The following is a 19492-nucleotide window of genomic DNA, read 5'->3' on the forward strand; positions in this document are numbered from 1 at the left end:
GCGCCGACCCGCGATGTGCCTGAACGGCATCGCGGGTCGTTTTGCATGCGGGGGAAGGAAAACGTGCGGCAGAGACGGCGCGTCAGCGCCGCCGGCCGCTCAACCGCGCGGGTTCGACGCCGTCTCGAAGGTCGGATGGCACTCGAACGCGAGTTCGGAGCGCGCGCCGACACGGCTGCCGCCGGTCAGCGATTCCTGCTTCATGCTCGCGCGCATGCCGCGCTGCGTGCAGTAGTTGGTGGCTTCGTCGACGGCCTTCGTATGGGCATCGGCCCACGTCGTCGACACACCGACCGTGCGCGTCGTCACGGTATAGACGTTCGGGTTCGACGTCGCGGTCACGTCGGAAGCGGTCGAACACGCGGCGAGCAAGCATGCAGCAGCCGCGACGGTCAACCATCGCAAGGTTCGAAAGGAAACTGGAGTAGGCATGGGGGGCAAGCGCGCGCCGTTCGACGCGCATTGAGCAACATAGGCGACAGTATGCCTGCTCGATCGCCGGAGATCATGCCCCTTTCAGTGAACACATTGTTTCGAATGGTTAAACGATGATGAAAATGGGGCAATATTTCCACCCCCTTTCCGGGCCAGATCACGCCAGCGGGTAGTTTTGCCCGATCGCCGGTTGCCCGTCGCCCGCCTCCCGCAGCCCGTTGCCTGGCGGCCGATCAGTGCGCGGCTGCCTGCCGGATGCGTGCCGACGCTTCCTCGAGGTCCCGCCACGCCGGCTGCCCCGGCGCGTAGCGCGCGCGGATATATGCGGCCAGCTCGGCCATTTGCCGGTCGTCGAATGCGTCGCCGAAGCCCGGCATGTAGCCGAGCTCGCCGGTGGCCGGCTGGTCGATCCCGTGATGCAGCACGCGCAGCAGGTTGTCCGGCGCGGCCTGGCTGACGCTCGTGTTGAGCCCCATTAGCGGGCGTACGCCGAAATGCCCGACGCCGCCCGATTCCGCATGACAGACCGCACACGCGGCGTCGAACGCACGGCGACCGTTCTCGAGGCCGAGCGTCGCGACGGCTTCCGCGCCGCGCGCCTGCCGGGCGGCCGCGTCGGCGGCGGCCGCGGCGTCGACGGGCGGCGACAGCGACGCGAGATAGTGCGCGATCGCCTGCACGTCGGCCTCCGGCAGCGACGCGAGCCCCGCGACGACGGGCGCCATCGGCCCGGCCGCGACGCCATGCTGCGCGGAGAAGCCCGTACGCAGGTAATCGAACAGCGCGCCTTCGGTCCATGGCACCGGCGAAGCCGGCGACGCGACGAGCGGCGGCGCGACCCAACCCTCGGCCTCGCCGCCCGACAGGTACGCAAAACCGCCCTTCTCCGCACCCAGCGCGTTGCGCGGCGTATGGCACGCGCCGCAGTGCCCGGCGCCGTCGACCAGATACTTGCCGCGATTCCACGTCGCGGAGCGTGCCGGGTCCGGCGCGAACGGCCGCGCATCGTGAAACAGCCAGTTCCAGCCGGCGACGAGGCGTCGCTCGTCGAGCGGGAACGGCAGCTTCGTCTTCGGCGGCACGTGCTTCACCGGCGGCTGCGACATCAGGTATGCATAGAGCGCGAGCAGATCGGGCTCGCTCAGCTTCGCGAACGCCGTGTACGGGAATGCCGGGTACAGGTGCGTGCCGTCGCGCGAGATGCCTTCGCGCATCGCGCGCGCGAACGCCGGATACGACCATGTGCCGATGCCGGTTTCCGGATCGGGCGTGAGGTTCGTCGTGTAGATCGTGCCGAACGGCGTATCGAGCGCGAGCCCGCCCGCGTTGGTCGCGCCGCCGGGTGCCGTGTGGCACACCGCGCAGTCCCCGGCGAGGGCAACCAGGCGGCCGCGCTCGAGCGTCGCCGCGCTCCACGTCGCGCCGTCCGCGCCGCCGGGCGCAACGGGTGCGATCGACGCGGGGCCCGGCAGGATCGCGCAGGCCAGGCCGATCAGCCCGCCGACCACCCCGCCCACGCCGCCGCCGGCCAGCCAGCGGCGCCAGCGCGATGCGCGACGCGGGTCGCTGCGCCCCGCTTCGGCGGAATCGGCCGGCACCGGTCGCGCGAGCGCCGCGCGAATGCGCTCGGCGTCGAACGGCGGTGCGCGAAACCGCACGCCCGTCGCGTCGTACAGTGCGTTCGCGATCGCCGCCGCCGCGGGCGCCGCCGCCTGCTCGATCCGGCGCGCATCGTGCCGTGACAGCGCGCCGTGCGCGCGATGGGCCGTGTCGTCGGACGCAATCAGTTCATGAGCGATCGCATCCGGCTGCGCACCCATGCCGGTTTCGTCGTGCGCGGGCCGCGCGGACAGGCGCGCCCCCATCACGCGCGAAATCGCCGCCTCGATCTGCCATGCGGGCAAGCCCGCCATCGACGCGTCGCCCGGTTCGCCGGCACCCTGCCCGGTCACGACGCGCCGCACCGCGACGTCGCCCGTCGCGCGGTCGACGTCGAGATCGACGACCCATGCGGACCAGCGCGCATCGCCGTCGCCTGTCGCGTCGGCGGCCGATGGTGTGTTGCCTGACGGTGCCGCGGCGCCATCGAAAGCGAAGCCACGCCCGCTCAGGCGCGCATGGGCACCCGGGTCGACCGCGGCCGGTGCACCCCATGCGGCGCGCTCGCTGACCATCCGGATGATCTCGCGTGGCCCGGCGTCCCGCGCCGCATCGAGATGCTGCAGGCGCAACGCAACCGGATCGCGCCGCAACGCGCCCGCGAGTTCGTCGACGAACGATTCGCGCGCGAACACGTGCGCGTGTCCGGGAATCGTGTGACCGGCATCGGCGAGTTCGATCGACGTCTGCGCGTGCCGGTAGACGAACGGCGCGGTCGGGCCGGTATCCACGCGTTCGGTCTTCGCAACGTGCGGCGCGTGACGATCGCCCGTAGCCGCCTGCGCGCGATAGCGCCAGGTCGTCATCCGCCCGTCGGACGCAGTCCGCGTTTCGACGTCGAGCGATACCTGCGCGTCTGCATGCGCATCGCCGATTGGCCAGGTATAGCGCGCGCGGTGTGCGCGCAATGCATCGGCGCCGGCTTCATCGCGCGGCTCGGGGCCCGTCACGCGCTCCGGTGCAACGGGCAAGCCCGTGTCAGGCTTCATCGCCGCCTCGCACGTAGCGGGCCGCGCGATGCACGGCCCGGATGATCTCCAGGTGCGTGCCGCAGCGGCAAAGATTGAAGCGCAACGCATCGCGGATCGCCGCGTCGTCCGGCGACGGATTGCGGTCGAGCAGCGCCTTCGTGCTCATGATCATCCCGTTCAGGCAATAGCCGCACTGCGCGGCCTGCTCGTCGATGAACGCGCGCTGGATCGGATGCGGCGCGTCGTGCGACCCGAGCCCTTCCAGCGTCGTGACGTCGCGCCCGCTCGCGGCGGCGGCCGGCACGACGCACGAACGCGTGGCCTGCCCGTCGACCAGCACCGTGCATGCGCCGCACTGCCCGAGCCCGCAGCCGTACTTCGGGCCGTTGAGCGCGCAGTCGTTGCGCAGGACCAGCAGCAGCGGCGCGTCGGGCGCAGCCTCGACGAAGGTATGCGGCGTGCCGTTCACGCGAAACGCCAGCGGCCGCGACGGAGAAGCGGGATGGGACATGAATGGATCCGGAATGCGGCGCGCGGGCCGGGCGGCGACCGGCTGCGGGCACTGCCGCCGGTGTGCGCCCGCCGGCACGCGCCTGACATATAACACGCCGAAAAACACGCGTACCGGCGCAGCGGCGCGCGCGACGTCGAAGCGCCGTCCGGCGCGGGCACCGCGTACGCGTCAGGCCACGGCCGCGACGCTGTTGCGCGACGGCGAGACGAGCGGCACGTCGAACACGTCGTAGCCGAACACCCACGACGGATCCTCGTTCGTGCGCAGCCATGTGTTGTTGTGCGACACGAGCTGCACCTTCGACGCACGCGCCGAGCGATTCGCCTCGTACAGCGCGAATGCGCCCGCGTAGTCGCCGACGCCGACTTCGTCGAGGCAGCGCGCGAGCATCGCGGCATCCTCGATCGCCATCGCCGCGCCCTGCGCCATGTGCGGCTTCATCGGATGGCATGCGTCGCCGAGCAGCACGAGGCGGCCGCGGCTCCACAACGGCAACGGATCGCGCTCGAGCAGCGGCCACTTGGTGATCGACGGCGACACATCGATCAGGTGCTGGATGTCGGCATGGAAACCCGCGAACGCCTCGCGCATTTCGTCGCGGCTGCTGTCGACCATCGACACGCCTTCGGGCCATTCGGCCTGCGGCACGCCGGTCACGTAGTAATACTCGTCACGCTTCTCGGTCACGTAGTAGACCATCATGTGGCGATCCTCCGACCACCACTTCACGCACATGTCGTACGGCTTGTTGCCGAGCAGCGACGCCGGGAACACCGCGCGGTGCGCGACATAGCCCGTGTAGCGCGGCGGTTCCGCGCCGAGCAGGTGCTCGCGGATCCGCGAATTCACGCCGTCCGCGCCGATCACGATGTCGGCCGTCTCGACGCTGCCGTCGGTGAACGTCAGGCGCACCGCGTCGCCGGTGTCCTCCACCGCCGCGAGCCGCTTGCCGAAGCGGATCGTGCCGGGCGTCACCGCCTGCGTCATCAATGCATGGAAATCGCCGCGATGCACGGTCAGGTAGCTCGCGCCGTAGGCCTTGCGCGCGTAGTCTCCGAGCGGGATCTGCGCGAGCACGTCGGCCGTCTGCCAGTCGCGGCTGTACCAGCAATCCGGATGCGAACCCATCGTCTCCAGTGCGTCCTCGCAGCCGATGCGCCGCATGATCTTCATCACGTTCGGGCCGAGGTGGATACCCGCGCCGAGGCGCGAGAACGCCGGCGCCTGCTCGTACAGCGCGACGTCGTAGCCGCCGCGCTGGAGCAGTGCCGCGGCGGCCGTGCCGCCGAGACCGGCGCCGATGATTGCGATACGGGGTGTGCTCATGCGGATCTCCTGATCGTGGGCCCGTCGCCGAACGCGGCGCGAGAACGGGCGGATTGAATGGCGTTTATGTAGCGTACACACTCAATTTATTCAGGACAAGCGGATTGTGGCCGGCAGCAACGACATTCGGGAAAACACCAATAAAACCCCAAATATCCGCGCCATCACACGATTGTCGCGCGATAGACGTCATTTTTATTCATTGTCATTTTCAAATGTACACACTAGACTTTGCTCGACATCCGGCGATCCCGCACCCGCGTGCCGCCCCACCCTTACCGACACGGAGCCTCCCGTCATGAGCAAGACCTACCGCATCGGCCAGATCGTGCCGAGTTCCAACACGACGATGGAAACCGAGATTCCCGCGATGCTGCGGCTGCGCGAAGCGATCCGCCCCGAGCGCTTCACGTATCACTCGAGCCGGATGCGGATGAAGAAGGTCGTCAAGGAGGAACTCGCGGCGATGGACGCCGAATCCGACCGCTGCGCGGTGGAACTGAGCGATGCGCGCGTCGACGTGCTCGGCTACGCGTGCCTGGTCGCGATCATGGCGATGGGGCACGGCTATCACCGCGTGTCGCAGGCGCGCCTGACGAAGCACACGGCGGACAACGGCGCGCAGGCGCCGGTGCTGACGAGTGCGGGCGCGCTCGTCGACGCACTGAAGGTGATCGGCGCGAAGCGGATCGTCGTCGTCGCGCCGTACATGCTGCCGCTGACCGAACTCGTGGTCGACTACATCCGCAACGAAGGCTTTGACGTGCTCGCGTACCGCGCGCTGGAGATCCCCGACAACCTCGACGTCGGCCGCCACGATCCGGCGCGCCTGCCCGACATCGTGAAGACGCTGCCGTACCAGGACGCCGATGCGATCGTGCTGTCCGCCTGCGTGCAGATGCCGTCGCTGCCGGCCGTCGCGAAGGTCGAGGCGATGACGGGCAAGCCCGTGATCACGGCCGCGATCGCGACGACCTACGCGATGCTCCGCGAACTCGACCTTGAGCCGATCGTGCCCGGCGCCGGTGCGCTGCTGTCCGGCGCGTACTGAGCGCGGCCCTTCCGACGGAGTCCCTTCATGCCCTCGACTTTCCTGTATGGCGCAAACATCCGCGCGAACGGCATCCGCCAGCACTACCTGCGCTACGGCGGCGCGACCGGCGCGCGCGCTTCGCGCCCGGCGATCGTGCTGATTCCCGGCATCACGAGCCCCGCGATCACGTGGGGTTTCGTCGGCGAAGTATTCGGCGCGACGTTCGATACCTACGTGCTCGACGTGCGCGGCCGCGGGCTGTCCGACGCGTCGCCGTCGCTCGACTACAGCCTCGACGCACAGGCCGACGACGTCGCGGCCCTCGTCGCCGCGCTCGGCCTGCCGCGCACGAGCCTCGTCGGCCATTCGATGGGCGCGCGGATCGCCGCGCGCGCCGCGCGGCGCGGCATCCGCGGGCTCGAATCGGTCGTGCTCGTCGATCCGCCCGTGTCGGGCCCGAACCGCCGCGACTATCCGGGCAAGCTGCCGTGGTACATCGACTCGATGGCGCTCGCGCGCGCCGGCACCGATGCCGAAGGCATGCGCGCGTTCTGCCCGACCTGGACCGACGCCGAACTGCAGTTGCGCGCCGAATGGCTGCATACCTGCGACGAGCGCGCGGTGCGCGCGTCGTACGAAGGCTTTCATACCGACGATTTCCACGCGGACGCCGCGCAACTGGCCGTGCCGTCGCTGCTGATCACGGCCGAACGCGGCGACGTGGTGCGCGACGACGATGTCGCCGAACTGCAGCGCGCGACGCCGTCGATGCGGCACGTGCGCGTGCCCGACGCCAGCCACATGATTCCGTGGGACAACGCACCGGGTTTCTACGCGGCGTTCGGCGACTTCCTCGGCGCGCCGCTCGCGGCCTGAGCGCGCGGCGCCCGCCCCTTTCCTTCACGCCTTTACCGGAGCCGACGATGCCAGTCAGCGATTCCCAACTGATCGACGCGTGGAAGCAGGTCCTCACGCTGTCGCGCCTCGAACCGGGCCAGACCGTCACGATCCTGACGAGCGCGGCCACCCACCCGCAGACGCTGTCGTGCGCGCTGATCGCGACGCAAACGATGGGCGCGATCGTCAACCGCCTCGACCTGCCGCCGGTGAACGGCGACAAGGCATTCAGCCGCGACCCGCTCGCGTATCTCGGCACGACGCCGCTGACCGGCAACAAGGCCGCGATCGCCGCGCTGCGCGAGAGCGACCTCGTGCTCGACCTGATGACGCTGCTGTTCTCGCCCGAGCAGCACGACATCCTGAAGTCCGGCACGAAGATCCTGCTCGCGGTCGAGCCGCCCGAAGTGCTCGTGCGGATGGTGCCGACGCTGGCCGACCGCACGCGCGTGCTCGCCGCGGCGAAACGGATCGCCGCCGCCCGCGAGATGCGCGTGACGTCGGCGGCCGGCACCGCGCTCGTGTGCCCGCTCGGCGAGTTCCCGCCGACGGCCGAATACGGCTTCGTCGACGCGCCGGGCCGCTGGGACCACTGGCCGAGCGGCTTCGCGCTGACCTACCCGAACGACCGCACCGCGCACGGCACGATCGTGATCGACCGCGGCGACATCCTGCTACCGCAGAAGCACTACGTGCGCGAACCGATCGCGCTGACCGTCGAAGGCGGCTATGCGACGCGCATCGAAGGCGGCGTCGACGCCGATCTGCTGCGCGACTACATGGAGACCTTCGCCGACCCCGAAGGCTATGCGATCTCGCATATCGGCTGGGGGCTGCAGCCGCGTGCGCGCTGGTCGACGCTCGGGCTGTACGACCGCGAGGCGACGATCGGGATGGACGCGCGCGCGTTCGAGGGCAACTTCCTGTTCTCGCTCGGCCCGAACAACGAAGGCGGCGGCAACCGCACGACCACCTGCCACATCGACATCCCGCTGCGCCGCTGCACGGTCGAGCTCGACGGCGCGACCGTCGTGCGCGACGGCCGCGTGACCGACCAACCCGCCTGACCAAGAGCACCCCACACCATGAACGATCTTTCCCGTCACGCCGAAGCGAACGTCTATCGCCAGCAGGGTTTCGGCACGCCGCTGCCGCCGCACGGCAACCTCGGCCTGCTGATCGTCGATTTCGTGGTCGGCTTCGCCGATCCCGCGACGTTCGGCGGCGGCAACATCGCGCCGGCGATCGCGCGCACGACGCGTGCGCTCGCGCTCGCGCGCGAACGCGGCTGGCCGGTCGCGCACAGCCGCATCGTGTATGCGGAAGACGGCAGCGACGACAACGTGTTCTCGCTGAAGGTGCCCGGCATGGCGACGCTGACCGAGCACCACCCGAACAGCGCGATCGTGCCCGAACTCACGCCCGCGCCGGGCGAACTCGTCGTGCGCAAGACCGTGCCGTCAGCGTTCTTCGGCACGCAGCTGGCGCCGTGGCTCGCGCAGCGCGCGGTGCAGACGCTGCTCGTCGCGGGCGCCGTGACGAGCGGTTGCGTGCGCGCGAGCGTGGTCGACGCGATGTCGCACGGGTTCCGCCCGCTCGTGCTCGCCGACTGTGTCGGCGATCGCGCGATCGCGCCGCACGACGCGAACCTGTTCGACATGCAGCAGAAATATGCGGCGGTGATGCCGCTCGACGACGCGATCGCGGCCATCGATGCGGCGCAGGCGCGCGCACGCTGAATCGTCGCGGCGACCCGGCGGCGTGACCGGCCGACGCCCGCCCGCGCGATTGACGCTGCGCTTTTGGCGACCTAGATTGGGGACGCGCGCGCTCGCGACGGCCACCGCCATGGCGCTCGACACACACCGCGAACAGGACGCCCGGGCCACCCGCCGCCTCGCTCCGCGTACGCCGCATCGGGCCGCGCGCCGCCGCTCCCTCGACAGGACCCTTCATCCGTGAACCGCTCCGAACTGCTCGCGCGCGACGGCTGCCTGACCGTCATCCGGCCGCCCGCGCCGCCCGTCAAGCCGGCACCCGGCCAGCCGGGCAGCCTGTCGTCCTACGTGCCGGCGCTGCCGGAAGTGTTCGTCGCGATTCTCGACGACGGCCGCATCCTCGCGTTCAACGGCCACGTCGATCTCGGCACCGGCATCCGCACGTCGCTCGCGCAGATCGTCGCCGAGGAACTCGACGTGCCGGCCGCGCGCGTAACGATGGTGCTCGGCGACACGGCCGCGACCCCGAACCAGGGCCCGACCATCGCAAGCGCGACGATCCAGATTTCCGCGACGCCGCTGCGCTGCGCGGCCGCGCAGGCGCGCGATGCGTTGCTGGCGCTTGCCGCCGAACGGTTCAATGTCGACGCGGCGCAACTGCAGATCGACGACGCGACGATCTCGGCGAACGGGCAAACGGCCACGTTCGCCGCGCTCGTCGCCACGCACCGGATCGCGCTGACGCTCGACCTGAACACCCGCACGAAAGATCCCGCCCTGTACCGGACCGTCGGCCGGTCGTCGCCGCGCGTCGACCTACCCGCGAAGGCAACCGGCCAGCTCACGTTCGTGCACGACATGCGCGTGCCGGGCATGCTGCACGGCCGTGTCGTGCGGCCGCCCTATGCGGGGCATGACAGCGGTTCGTTCGTCGGTGATGCGCTGATCGACGTCGATCGCGCATCGGTGGCCGACGTGCCGGGGCTCGTGGCCGTCGTCGCGATCGGCGATTTCGTCGGCGTGGTGGCCGAGCGCGAGGAACACGCGATCCGCGCGGCGCGCCAGCTGCGCGTGACGTGGCGTCCGCTCCCCGTGCTGCCGCCGCTCGACGAGCCGGCCGCCGCGATCGCCGCCGCGCCGGCCAAACGTCGCGTGCTGCTCGACGAAGGCGACGTCGACGCGGCGCGTGCGCAGCCCGACACGATTACGCTGTCGCGCACCTATGCGTGGCCGTTCCAGATGCATGGCTCGATCGGCCCGTCATGCGCGCTCGCCGACTATCGCGAGCCGGGCAACGGCCGGATCACCGTGTGGTCCGGCACGCAGAATCCCGTGTCGCTGCGTTACGACCTCGCGACGCTCGTCGCGCGCGACGAAGCCGATTTCGACGTGGTGCGGATGGAAGCGGCCGGCTGCTACGGCCGCAACGGTGCGGACGACGTGTGCGGCGACGCGCTGCTGCTGTCGCGCGCGGTCGGCCGCCCGGTGCGCGTGCAGCTGTCGCGCGCGGACGAGCATCTGTGGGAACCGAAAGGCGCGGGCCAGCTGATGCACGTGACCGGCACCGTCACGCGCGACGGCCACCTGCTCGGCTACGACTTCACGACGCGCTACCCGTCGAACGACGCGCCGCTGCTCGCGGCGCTGCTGACCGGCACAATCGCGCCCGAGCCGCGCGTGTTCGAGATGGGCGACCGCACGGCCGTGTCCCCTTACGCTAGCCCGCATCGCCGCTTCGTCTGCGAGGATCTTGCCCCGCTCGTGCGTGCGTCGTGGCTGCGCGGCGTGTCGGCATTGCCGAACTCGTTCGCGCACGATGCGTTCGTCGACGAATGCGCAGCGCTCACCGGCGTCGACCCGCTTGCGTTCCGGCTGCGTCATCTGCAGGACACGCGCGCGACCGAACTGCTGCAGGCCGTGGCCGATCGCGCGGGCTGGACGCCACGCGTGCGGCGCACGCCGCATGAACCCGAGCCGTCGCGGCTGGTGCGCGGCCGCGGGATCGCCTATGCGCGCTACGTGCACAGCCGCTTCCCCGGCTTCGGCGCGGCGTGGTCGGCATGGGTCGTCGACCTGAGCGTCGATCGCGTGTCGGGTGAGATCCGCATCGAACGCGTCACGGTCGGCCAGGACACGGGCACGATGATCAACCCCGATGGCGTGCGCCACCAGATCCACGGCAACGTGATCCAGGTATTGAGCCGCACGCTGAAGGAGCGCGTGCGCTTCGCCGACGGCAAGGTTGCGTCGCGCGAATGGGCGAGCTATCCGATCCTGACCTTCGCGGAAGTGCCGGACGTCGACGTCGTGCTGATGCCGAGGCAAGGCGAGCCGCCGCTCGGCGCGGGAGAATCGGCGTCGGTGCCGGGCCCGGCCGCCGTCGCAAACGCGTTGTTCGATGCAACCGGCGTGCGGTTCTACGCGCCGCCGTTTACACCGGAGACGGTCCGGGCCGCGTTACGCGACGCAGGCCGGTTGATGACGGCCGATGGTGCTGGCGTGCAGATGGCGACCGGCACGGCTTAGAAGCCGCGGGCTGCGTCGCAGGGTCGAATCGAACGACCGGACGGGTGCGATTACCACCCCGCGAGCGACGCGCATCACGCGTCGCCGTCTTCTTCCATCATCTTGCGCAGCAGGAACTGCAACGCGACCCGCTCGCCCGGATTGAGCGCGCCATACGTGCGCTCCGTCACCTGCCGCGCGAACGGCACCGTGCGATCGATCAGCGCGAGGCCGGTCGCGGTGGCGCGCACGATCAGCTTGCGGCCGTCGTTCGGATCGGGCAGCACCTCGATCAGCGCGCGCGCCTTCAGCCGGTCGACCACGCCGCGAATCGTCGCCTGGTCGATCGCGGTCGCCTTGACGATGTCGTTCAGCGAGCACCCCTGGCGCTCCTTGACCGCACACAGCGTGACGAACTGCGCGGCCGTGAGATCCGAATCGGGGATCGCTTCCTGGAAGATCGACACGTGCCGCTGATATGCGCGGCGCAGCAGGTGCCCGACCTGGTCGTGAAAGTCGTAGGAATCCTTGGAAGACGCCATGAAAGTGCAGGCCCGTGCCACGTGTAATGGAAAGACATGCAGTGTACACCCTCAATTCGACCCGACCGGCAGCCGGGTTGCCGCTTCATTGCGGTGCGTCAGGATTCGACGTACCCGGCGCGCAGCGCGGCCGACGATCGCCCGGCGGCCACGCCTTACCCACCTGGAAGGTCGCCGAAACGGCAAGCCATGCACGTTCGACCCTACTGCCGCGCACGTACTTGCGCACCTCGGTCAACTTTCGTGCACACACTTCACTTTTAAGCGCATACGCACGAATTTTGTGCATGCCATTCCTTTCTCTTCCCTCTTTCAACGTGCAGACGAATCCATCAAAAACCCCGATAAACACACGGCTTTTCTCACGAAAACATTTGCCGGCACGCGGCCGGAATCGTGCCTGTGCGATTCGGTATTTTCTAGTGTGTACGCTATTTAATTGCCGTGATATACAGACTCCAGTGCGCAGCGGAACGTCCGCTCGCGTCGATCGGCCACCCATTCATCCGTCACATTCGAACAGGGGCAATCCCATGTCTACCGCACACCCGAGCGCCGCCGTTTCCCCCGACGACGCGCCGCACGGCAATCTCTATCGCAAGGTCACGCTGCGCCTGATTACCCTCTTCTGCCTGTGCTACTTCGCGGCCTATCTCGACCGCATCAACATCGGGCTCGCGAAACTCCAGATGCTCGACGCGCTGAAGTTCAGCGATACGGTGTACGGGCTCGGCGCCGGCCTGTTCTTCGCCGGCTACATCCTGTTCGAAGTCCCGAGCAACCTGGTGCTGCAACGCGTCGGCGCAAAGCTGTGGATCGCGCGGATCATGATCACGTGGGGCCTGCTGTCGGGTGCGACGATGTTCGTGCACACGCCGATGCAGTTCTACGTCGTGCGCTTCCTGCTCGGCGCGGCCGAGGCCGGCTTCCTGCCCGGCGTGCTGCTGTACCTGACGCAGTGGTATCCCGATGCGCGCCGCGCGCGGATCGTCGCGCTGTTCATGGTCGGACTGCCGTTGTCGAGCATGATCGGCAGCCCGATCTCCGGGTGGATCATGCGCGCGTTCGACGGCACGCACGGGCTCGGCGGCTGGCAGTGGCTGTTCCTGCTCGAAGCGCTGCCGTCGGTGCTGCTCGGCTTCGCGGTGCTGCGCTGGCTGCCGAACAGCATCGAATCCGCACCGTGGCTGAACGCCGACGAGAAGCACGCGTTGCGCGCGAACCTCGACGCCGATCCGTCCGGCAACAAGAGCCATGCGCTCGGCAAGGCGTTCTCGGATCCGAAGGTATGGGCGCTCGGCCTGATCGATCTGTGCGTGCTGCTCGGCCTCTATGCGGTGAGCTTCTGGCTGCCGACGATCCTGCGCGACACGGGCGTCAAGGATGCGTATCACATCGGCTGGCTGATGGTGATCCCGAATGCCGCGGCCGTGCTCGCCACGCTGTACTGCGGCGCCAGTTCCGACCGCGCACGCGAACGCCGCTGGCATATCGTCGTACCGTTCATGGTGTCGGCCGTCGCGCTGGCGATCGCGGCATCGTCGCCGCACGGCACGTTCGGCACGGTGCTGCTGTTCTCGCTGATCAACGCGGGCGCGGCCGCCGCCATGCCGGTCGTCTGGGCGTTGCCTTCGACGTTCCTGAAGGGCTCGGCCGCCGCCGGCGGGATCGCGTTCGCGTGCTCGATCGCCAACCTCGGCGGGTTCGGCAGCACTTACTTCATCGGCTGGCTGCGCGACACGTTCCATTCGCAAAGCGCGGGGCTGTACGGTTTCGCCGCGTGCATGGTGGTCGGCTGCGCCCTCGCGCTCGCCTATCCGGCCCGGCTCGTGAACCGCTGACACAGCGCGTCGCCCGCGCGACGCGGTCATTTTTACAACCGCGCCGAGCGCGCGGGCCCGCCCCACGCCCCCGTCTCACCCCGCGCACGCCGCCCCGCCGGCGCGTGCGCGCCGCCCGTCCCCCGCTTTCCGCCTCCTCCCCGCCTCCTTTTCCGACGCCGCTCTCCGCGCAGGCACATCGCTTGCGCCATGCACGCGCCCGCCGATCCGGCGGACGACATCCTTCCCTCAACCGGCGCTGCGCACCGCGCGACCCTTCGCGCGGCGGTCCCGCATCGCAAGCAGGTTCCCTGAACGAGAGGACAACATGAAATCAATACGAACGGTGGTCGCCCTGTGCTCGGTCGTTTCCGTGCTCGCGGCGTGTGGCGGCGGCGGCAACGACGTCGGCACCGAGCTCGGCATCTCGAAGCCGCAGGCGCGCTTCATCAACGCGGTGCCGGCCGGGCCGAACCTCGACTACTACCTGAACGCGAAGCTCGACCAGGGCGGTATCGCGTACAAGGGTGTGACGCGTTATCACGACGTCGACTCGGGCACGCAGAACGCGAGCTATGACGTCTCCGGCACGACGACGACCATCGCCGCGCAATCGTTCAGCGCGGCAAACGGCCATCACTACACGACGATCGCACTGCCGAGCACGACGTCGCTGATCTCCGTGATCGACGATCCGTACGACAAGGGCCTGCTGTCGGACAAGGCGCGCGTGCGCAGCTTCAACGCGTCGCCGAATGCGCAGAACGTCGACATGTACATCGTCCCGCCCGGCACCGACATCACGACGCAAAGCCCGACGCTCGCGGGCGCGGCTTACCAGAACGCGGTGCCGGCAACGACGCAGGATTCGATCTACCTGAACGGCGGCAGCTACCAGGTAATCGTCACGACGGCCGGCAGCAAGACGCCGATCCTCAAGACCGCGCCGGTCACCATCAACAACAACGCCGACTGGCTGCTGCTGACGATCCCGTCGGGCGGGATCGGCGACGTGACGCCGAACGATATCCACGTGCTGGTTGCGCAGGGCAACGACGCCGATACGTCCGCGCAGGAACTCGGTCCGCAATAAGGACCGCCGATGATTGCGGCGGGCGGCGCGATCGTGCCGCCCGCCGCACCTTTCCCGTCCTGCCGTCAGTCGGTCCGCTCCAGGACGATCACATGCTCGGCGCGTGAACTGTCGCCGTGCTCGATGTCGACATCGCCGACATGGCGTACGCGCCAGCCCGGCCGCGTCGCGATCTGCGGCATGTTGCCGGACGGACGGCTCTCGATCCCGCCGAGCCCTTCGTCGGGCGTATCGACCGCTTCGTCGAGCGACGCGTTCGAATAAATCACGTTGTCGTGCCACTTCGACGCGCCCGCGGCGGCTTCCATGCCCTTGCCGTCGACGTCGACCGTGTTGTCGGTCATCGCCATGTTCGCGTTGTCGAGCGTCGGGATCCGGGCGGCCGCTCGCCGCACGGGGTCGTCGCTGTCGGGTGCCTGCGTGCCGCGCTCGATCGGCGGCAGACCGGTCGGCATTTTCCCGGCGATCTTCTCGGGTGTCAGCGGACGCTGCGCGACCTGCGCCGCCTGGGTCGCCGCGTCGGGCATGTCGCCGGCCGCCGGCGTCTTCACCGGGCTCTTCTCGATCTGTTCCCGCTGCTTTTCCGGGGTAGGGTTCGATTCCGCGTTCTGCATTGCACCTCCTTGTCCGGCCGGCGCGTGCCGGCATCAGGGCTGCCGCCGCCGGTCCGGGAATCGCTACAACGGTCCTTGCAAAACTTTCATGTGCGCGGCCCGGCACGCACGTCACCGGGCGCACGTGCCAGGCCGGCACGGCGCCTTTCCTGCGGACGGCGCACCCGCGCGTTGCCGGCGCGACGTCCGCCCCACGCGTCAGCCGCGCGTCAGCCGCCGCTCGCGCCGCCCGGCGCGGAAGCCGCGCCCGGCATGCTCGAGCCGCTGCCGGCCGCCCCGCTGCTCGGCATACCCGACGGTGCGGTGGACGGTGCGGCCGACATGCCGCCCGGTGCGCTCGATTCCGAGCTTGCGCCGCCGTTGTCGCTCTTCTTCTGGCAGCCCGCGCCTGCCGCCAGGCCCGCAATCAGGATGCCGGCGAAGACGGCTCGCGATACATGACAAAGTGAATATCGCTGCATGACACCTCCGCTGATGTCGATGTGGATGGAGCCCGCAGGCGCGCAATTCGCGTGCCACACCCGGCCGCCGCGGCCGCCCGCTTCCATTCATTTTTCAAATGACGGCCAACCGAATATTTAATTTCCCATCGCCTTGCCCGCCTTCCATACTCGCGAACAAATCCGAGACATAACGTCCACGGCGGCCGGGCCGGCGCAGCGTTCCCACGTTGCCGGTCACGCGCCCCGCACATGGAAGGAGACAACGGCGTGCAACTGGAAGCCACCCACCGCCCGGGCATCGTGCTCGGCGCGGACGACGCATCGCATCGCACCGATTCGGTCGCGCGCGACCCCGCGCTGAGCCCGCGGCTGCACAACCCCGACCTCGCGCCGACCAAGGCCGAGGGCCGGACGTGGGGCCGCTACAGCATCTTTGCGCTGTGGACCAACGACGTGCACAACATCGCGAACTACTCGTTCGCGATCGGGCTGTTCGCGCTCGGCCTGTCGGGCTGGCAGATGCTCGCATCGCTCGCGATCGGCGCGGTGCTCGTCTACTGCTTCATGAACCTCACCGGCTACATGGGCCAGAAGACGGGCGTGCCGTTCCCGGTGATCAGCCGGATGAGCTTCGGCATCTACGGCGCGCTGCTGCCCGCGATGATCCGCGCGGTGATCGCGATCGCATGGTTCGGGATCCAGACCTATCTCGCGTCGGTCGTGCTGCGCGTGCTGCTCACCGCGATCTGGCCGGGCCTCGCCGCGTTCGACCAGAACGCGATCTTCGGGCTGTCGACGCTCGGCTGGGTCACGTTCGTCGCGATCTGGCTCGTGCAGATCGGCATCCTCACGTACGGGATGGAAATGGTCCGCAAGTACGAGGGGCTCGCCGGCCCGGTCATCCTCGTCACGACGCTGTCGCTCGCCGCGTGGATGTTCAGCCGCACCGGCGGCCATCTCGCGATGTCGATCGGCAAGCCGCTGACCGGCTTCCGGATGTGGACGGAGATCTTCGCGGGCGGCTCGCTGTGGCTCGCAATCTACGGCACGCTGGTGCTCAACTTCTGCGACTTCGCCCGTTCGTCGCCGAGCGCGAAGACGGTGCGCGTCGGCAACTTCTGGGGCCTGCCGGTGAACATCCTCGTGTTCGCGACGATCAGCTTCGTGCTTGCCGGCGCGCAGTTCAAGCTGAACGGGCACATCATCCACAGCCCGACGGAGATCATTGCGACGGTGCCGAACAAGCTGTTCCTCGTGCTCGGCTGCCTCGCCTTCCTGATCGTGACGGTCGCGGTGAACATCATGGCGAACTTCGTCGCGCCGGCCTTCGTGCTGACGAGCCTCGCGCCGCATCGCCTGTCGTTCCGCCGCGCGGGCCTGATCAGCGCGACGGTCGCGGTGCTGATCCTGCCGTGGAACCTGTACAACAGCCCGATCGTGATCGTCTACTTCCTGTCCGGCCTCGGCGCGCTGCTCGGCCCGCTGTACGGGATCATCACGGTCGACTACTGGCTCGTGCGCAAGCAGCGCGTGAACGTGCCCGACCTCTATACCGAAGCGCCGACCGGCGCCTACTTCTACACGCGCGGCGTGAACCGCAAGGCGCTCGCGGCGCTGGTGCCGTCCGCACTGATCTCGATCACGCTCGCCGTCGTGCCGGCTTTCAGCGCGATGACGCCGTTCTCGTGGCTGCTCGGCGCGGCCATCGCGGGCAGCGTGTACTGGCTGCTGGCCGATCGCAACCGGCACTACGAGGAGCGTTCGGGCGAACCCATCGCGGTCGCCTGCGCCCAACACTGAAACACCTGCATACGGAGTCGCAATGAGGATCCTGGTAGTCAACGTCAACACGACCGAGTCGATCACCGACGCGATCGCCGCACAGGCGCAGGCCGCCGCGTCGCCGGGCACGGAGATCGTCGGGCTGACGCCGCGCTTCGGCGCGGAGTCGATCGAAGGCAACTTCGAGAGCTACCTCGCGGCGATCGCCGTGATGGATCGCGTGCTGCACTACGACGAGCCGTACGACGCGGTGATCCAGGCCGGCTACGGCGAACACGGCCGCGAAGGCCTGCAGGAACTGCTGACGGTGCCCGTCGTCGACATCACCGAAGCGGCCGCCAGCATCGCGATGCTGCTCGGTCATCGCTACTCGGTCGTCACGACGCTCGACCGCACCGTGCCGCTGATCGAGGATCGCCTGAAGCTCGCCGGGCTCGACGCGCGCTGCGCGTCGGTGCGCGCCAGCGGCCTCGCGGTGCTCGAACTCGAGGAGAACCCGGCGCGCGCGATCGAGTCGATCGTCGGCCAGGCGCAGCGCGCGGTGAAGGACGATCACGCGGAAGTGATCTGCCTCGGCTGCGGCGGGATGGCCGGCCTCGACCGGCAGATCGAGGAATGCACGGGCGTGCCGGTCGTCGACGGCGTCTCTGCCGCGGTCGCGCTCGCCGAGTCGCTGGTGCGCCTGAAGCTGAAGACGTCGAAAGTCCGCACGTACGCGCCGCCACGCCCGAAGCGGATCGTCGGCTGGCCGGGCACCTTCGAACAATGACGCGGCGCCGGCCCGCTGCTGCGTCGCGCGCGCGCATCGGGTCGCCGGGAGGCACATCGGCATGCGGGACCCACTAGACCCGAACACCCTGCCCCGCGGCACGTCCGACGCAACGGACGCGCTCGACGTGCTCGATGCGCGGCTGATGCGCATCCTGCTCGTGCTGCTGACCGAGCGCACCGTGTCGCGTGCGGCCGTGCGCCTGAACATGTCGCAGCCGGCCACCAGCGCCGCGCTCAAGCGGCTGCGCACGCTGCTCGGCGATCCGCTGCTGGTGCGCAGCCGCTACGGGATGGTGCCCACCGAGTTCGGCGCGCGGCTGATCGAACCGCTGCGCAACGCGCTGCGCGTGATCGACTTCATCCGCATCCAGCAGCCGAGGTTCGACGCGCGCACGTCGGTGCGCACCTACCGGATCGGCTGCCCCGACTACCTGAACGTGCTGTTCGTGCCGAAGCTCGTCGCGCTGTTCCGCGAACGCGCGCCGGACGCGCAACTCGTGTTCCATCCGCTCGGCGACGGCTTCGACGACGAACGCGCACTCGCCGACGGCGAGCTCGACGTCGTGATCGACAATCGCCCGGCGCGCTCGTCGCGGTTCCGGCAGGACGACCTGTTCGACGATCGCGTCGTGTGCCTGATGCGTGCGACCCATCCGCTCGCGCGGCACGGCACGATGACGGCGGCCGAGTTTGCCGACGCGCCGCAGCTGTGCCCGACACCGTCGTGGCTCGAAGCGTCCGGCGCGATCGACAGGCAACTCGAACGCGTGGGCCTGCAGCGGCGGATCGTCGTCACGCTGCCGCACTTCGAACTCGCCGCGCATGCGCTCGTGCGCACCGACATGCTGCTGACCACCACGTACCGGCTCGCGCGACACTATGCGAAGCTGCTGCCGCTCGCCGCCGTCGCGCTGCCGGCCGAACCGCCGGACATCGTGTACCGGATGACCTCGAACGAATCGGGGGCATGCGCCGAGGGCGTGCGCTGGCTGCGCGGGCTGATCGCGGAAGCGACGCGTGCGTGGCTCGATGCGGAGGCCAGGTTGCCGGCGGTTGCGGCGGTGGCAGTCTCGGCGGTGGCAGTCTCGGCGGTGGCGGCCGGCGCAGTCGCAAACGCGGACGCGGACGCGGACGCGGACGCGGACGCGGACGCGCGGAACAGTACGCCAGCCGAGGCCGATACGCCCGAGCCCACACGACGCACGCGCCGCAGGCAGTCAACGCATTGCCATGCGGCGCATCCGCGCCGTGTCGCCCATGCGGCACGCATCCACCGCCTCGCGACGAAGTCGCATTGACCGGCGCGATCGACAGGCGCGACAACGGGCCGGCGTCGATACGTCGATACGTCGATACGCAGCTCAGGCTA

Annotated in this window: 17 protein-coding genes; 10 read left to right on the forward strand and 7 right to left on the reverse strand. The window is 69.2% G+C overall.

Annotated elements, in window-relative coordinates; genetic code table 11:
* Nucleotides 1–99: 99 nt before the first annotated feature.
* The 4 genes from CFB82_RS27850 to CFB82_RS27870 all read right to left on the reverse strand — a co-directional run bounded on the left by CFB82_RS27850 (nt 100) and on the right by CFB82_RS27870 (nt 4905).
* Nucleotides 100–432, reverse strand: a complete 333-nt coding sequence (locus CFB82_RS27850) for a hypothetical protein (RefSeq protein WP_069251226.1) — start codon at nt 430–432, stop codon at nt 100–102.
* Between the two features lie 236 nt (nt 433–668).
* Nucleotides 669–3083 (reverse strand): c-type cytochrome, encoded by a 2415-nt coding sequence (locus tag CFB82_RS27855; protein WP_089486120.1) that lies wholly within the window; start codon nt 3081–3083, stop codon nt 669–671.
* Nucleotides 3073–3576: a (2Fe-2S)-binding protein gene (locus tag CFB82_RS27860; protein ID WP_069251224.1), complete on the reverse strand. Its 504-nt coding sequence runs from the start codon at nt 3574–3576 to the stop codon at nt 3073–3075. The genes CFB82_RS27855 and CFB82_RS27860 overlap by 11 nt, the downstream gene beginning before the upstream one ends.
* A gap of 171 nt (nt 3577–3747) precedes the next feature.
* The gene (locus tag CFB82_RS27870) at nt 3748–4905 is read right to left on the reverse strand and encodes an FAD-dependent monooxygenase (RefSeq protein ID WP_089486122.1); all 1158 of its coding nucleotides are present in this window, start codon (nt 4903–4905) and stop codon (nt 3748–3750) included.
* A 298-nt stretch (nt 4906–5203) separates the two neighbouring features.
* Between CFB82_RS27870 and CFB82_RS27875 the strand changes: the two genes are divergently transcribed.
* The 5 genes from CFB82_RS27875 to CFB82_RS27895 all read left to right on the forward strand — a co-directional run bounded on the left by CFB82_RS27875 (nt 5204) and on the right by CFB82_RS27895 (nt 11079).
* Entirely contained in the window at nt 5204–5956 is a 753-nt protein-coding gene (locus CFB82_RS27875; protein ID WP_060212471.1) for a maleate cis-trans isomerase family protein, read from the forward strand.
* Nucleotides 5957–5983: 27 nt separating this feature from the next.
* Nucleotides 5984–6814 carry an alpha/beta fold hydrolase gene (locus CFB82_RS27880; protein ID WP_089486123.1) on the forward strand — a complete coding sequence of 277 codons (831 nt, stop codon included), beginning with the start codon at nt 5984–5986 and terminating at the stop codon, nt 6812–6814.
* Nucleotides 6815–6861: 47 nt separating this feature from the next.
* Nucleotides 6862–7902 carry a 2,5-dihydroxypyridine 5,6-dioxygenase gene (locus tag CFB82_RS27885; RefSeq protein ID WP_089486124.1) on the forward strand — a complete coding sequence of 347 codons (1041 nt, stop codon included), beginning with the start codon at nt 6862–6864 and terminating at the stop codon, nt 7900–7902.
* A gap of 18 nt (nt 7903–7920) precedes the next feature.
* Nucleotides 7921–8574: an isochorismatase family protein gene (locus tag CFB82_RS27890; RefSeq protein ID WP_089486125.1), complete on the forward strand. Its 654-nt coding sequence runs from the start codon at nt 7921–7923 to the stop codon at nt 8572–8574.
* A 219-nt stretch (nt 8575–8793) separates the two neighbouring features.
* A complete protein-coding gene (locus CFB82_RS27895) occupies nt 8794–11079 on the forward strand; it encodes a xanthine dehydrogenase family protein molybdopterin-binding subunit (RefSeq protein WP_089486126.1) in 2286 nt (761 codons plus the stop codon).
* Between the two features lie 74 nt (nt 11080–11153).
* On the opposite strand, the gene CFB82_RS27900 is transcribed toward CFB82_RS27895, so the two are convergent.
* Complete coding sequence (locus CFB82_RS27900; protein ID WP_046549825.1) at nt 11154–11600, reverse strand: MarR family winged helix-turn-helix transcriptional regulator; 447 nt, start codon at nt 11598–11600, stop codon at nt 11154–11156.
* Between the two features lie 533 nt (nt 11601–12133).
* Between CFB82_RS27900 and CFB82_RS27905 the strand changes: the two genes are divergently transcribed.
* Nucleotides 12134–13441, forward strand: a complete 1308-nt coding sequence (locus CFB82_RS27905) for an MFS transporter (RefSeq protein ID WP_089486127.1) — start codon at nt 12134–12136, stop codon at nt 13439–13441.
* A gap of 307 nt (nt 13442–13748) precedes the next feature.
* On the forward strand, nt 13749–14513 hold the full coding sequence (locus CFB82_RS27910; protein WP_089486128.1) for a DUF4397 domain-containing protein: 765 nt from the start codon (nt 13749–13751) through the stop codon (nt 14511–14513).
* A gap of 65 nt (nt 14514–14578) precedes the next feature.
* On the opposite strand, the gene CFB82_RS27915 is transcribed toward CFB82_RS27910, so the two are convergent.
* A complete protein-coding gene (locus CFB82_RS27915) occupies nt 14579–15127 on the reverse strand; it encodes a DUF3005 domain-containing protein (RefSeq protein WP_089486129.1) in 549 nt (182 codons plus the stop codon).
* A 209-nt stretch (nt 15128–15336) separates the two neighbouring features.
* A complete protein-coding gene (locus tag CFB82_RS43415) occupies nt 15337–15588 on the reverse strand; it encodes a hypothetical protein (RefSeq protein WP_179255461.1) in 252 nt (83 codons plus the stop codon).
* A 231-nt stretch (nt 15589–15819) separates the two neighbouring features.
* On the opposite strand from CFB82_RS43415, the gene CFB82_RS27930 reads away from it, so the two are divergent.
* The 3 genes from CFB82_RS27930 to CFB82_RS27940 all read left to right on the forward strand — a co-directional run bounded on the left by CFB82_RS27930 (nt 15820) and on the right by CFB82_RS27940 (nt 19421).
* The gene (locus CFB82_RS27930; RefSeq protein WP_089486131.1) at nt 15820–17370 is read left to right on the forward strand and encodes an NCS1 family nucleobase:cation symporter-1; all 1551 of its coding nucleotides are present in this window, start codon (nt 15820–15822) and stop codon (nt 17368–17370) included.
* Nucleotides 17371–17392: 22 nt separating this feature from the next.
* Nucleotides 17393–18121, forward strand: coding sequence for an aspartate/glutamate racemase family protein (locus CFB82_RS27935; protein WP_089486132.1), 729 nt, complete (start codon nt 17393–17395; stop codon nt 18119–18121).
* Nucleotides 18122–18182: 61 nt separating this feature from the next.
* Entirely contained in the window at nt 18183–19421 is a 1239-nt protein-coding gene (locus tag CFB82_RS27940) for a LysR substrate-binding domain-containing protein (protein ID WP_089486133.1), read from the forward strand.
* Nucleotides 19422–19492: the final 71 nt, after the last annotated feature.

The sequence above is a fragment of the Burkholderia sp. HI2714 genome (assembly GCF_002223085.1).
Taxonomy (GTDB): Bacteria; Pseudomonadota; Gammaproteobacteria; order Burkholderiales; family Burkholderiaceae; genus Burkholderia; species Burkholderia lata_D.

What these genes read in the sequence shown, in the direction of transcription:
- CFB82_RS27850 (WP_069251226.1), bottom strand. Translation starts at nt 432, where the DNA reads ATGCCTACTCCAGTTTCCTTTCGAACCTTGCGATGGTTGACCGTCGCG.
- CFB82_RS27855 (WP_089486120.1), bottom strand. Translation starts at nt 3,083, where the DNA reads ATGAAGCCTGACACGGGCTTGCCCGTTGCACCGGAGCGCGTGACGGGC.
- CFB82_RS27860 (WP_069251224.1), bottom strand. Translation starts at nt 3,576, where the DNA reads ATGTCCCATCCCGCTTCTCCGTCGCGGCCGCTGGCGTTTCGCGTGAAC.
- CFB82_RS27870 (WP_089486122.1), bottom strand. Translation starts at nt 4,905, where the DNA reads ATGAGCACACCCCGTATCGCAATCATCGGCGCCGGTCTCGGCGGCACG.
- CFB82_RS27875 (WP_060212471.1), top strand. Translation starts at nt 5,204, where the DNA reads ATGAGCAAGACCTACCGCATCGGCCAGATCGTGCCGAGTTCCAACACG.
- CFB82_RS27880 (WP_089486123.1), top strand. Translation starts at nt 5,984, where the DNA reads ATGCCCTCGACTTTCCTGTATGGCGCAAACATCCGCGCGAACGGCATC.
- CFB82_RS27885 (WP_089486124.1), top strand. Translation starts at nt 6,862, where the DNA reads ATGCCAGTCAGCGATTCCCAACTGATCGACGCGTGGAAGCAGGTCCTC.
- CFB82_RS27890 (WP_089486125.1), top strand. Translation starts at nt 7,921, where the DNA reads ATGAACGATCTTTCCCGTCACGCCGAAGCGAACGTCTATCGCCAGCAG.
- CFB82_RS27900 (WP_046549825.1), bottom strand. Translation starts at nt 11,600, where the DNA reads ATGGCGTCTTCCAAGGATTCCTACGACTTTCACGACCAGGTCGGGCAC.
- CFB82_RS27905 (WP_089486127.1), top strand. Translation starts at nt 12,134, where the DNA reads ATGTCTACCGCACACCCGAGCGCCGCCGTTTCCCCCGACGACGCGCCG.
- CFB82_RS27910 (WP_089486128.1), top strand. Translation starts at nt 13,749, where the DNA reads ATGAAATCAATACGAACGGTGGTCGCCCTGTGCTCGGTCGTTTCCGTG.
- CFB82_RS27915 (WP_089486129.1), bottom strand. Translation starts at nt 15,127, where the DNA reads ATGCAGAACGCGGAATCGAACCCTACCCCGGAAAAGCAGCGGGAACAG.
- CFB82_RS43415 (WP_179255461.1), bottom strand. Translation starts at nt 15,588, where the DNA reads ATGCAGCGATATTCACTTTGTCATGTATCGCGAGCCGTCTTCGCCGGC.
- CFB82_RS27930 (WP_089486131.1), top strand. Translation starts at nt 15,820, where the DNA reads ATGGAAGGAGACAACGGCGTGCAACTGGAAGCCACCCACCGCCCGGGC.
- CFB82_RS27935 (WP_089486132.1), top strand. Translation starts at nt 17,393, where the DNA reads ATGAGGATCCTGGTAGTCAACGTCAACACGACCGAGTCGATCACCGAC.
- CFB82_RS27940 (WP_089486133.1), top strand. Translation starts at nt 18,183, where the DNA reads ATGCGGGACCCACTAGACCCGAACACCCTGCCCCGCGGCACGTCCGAC.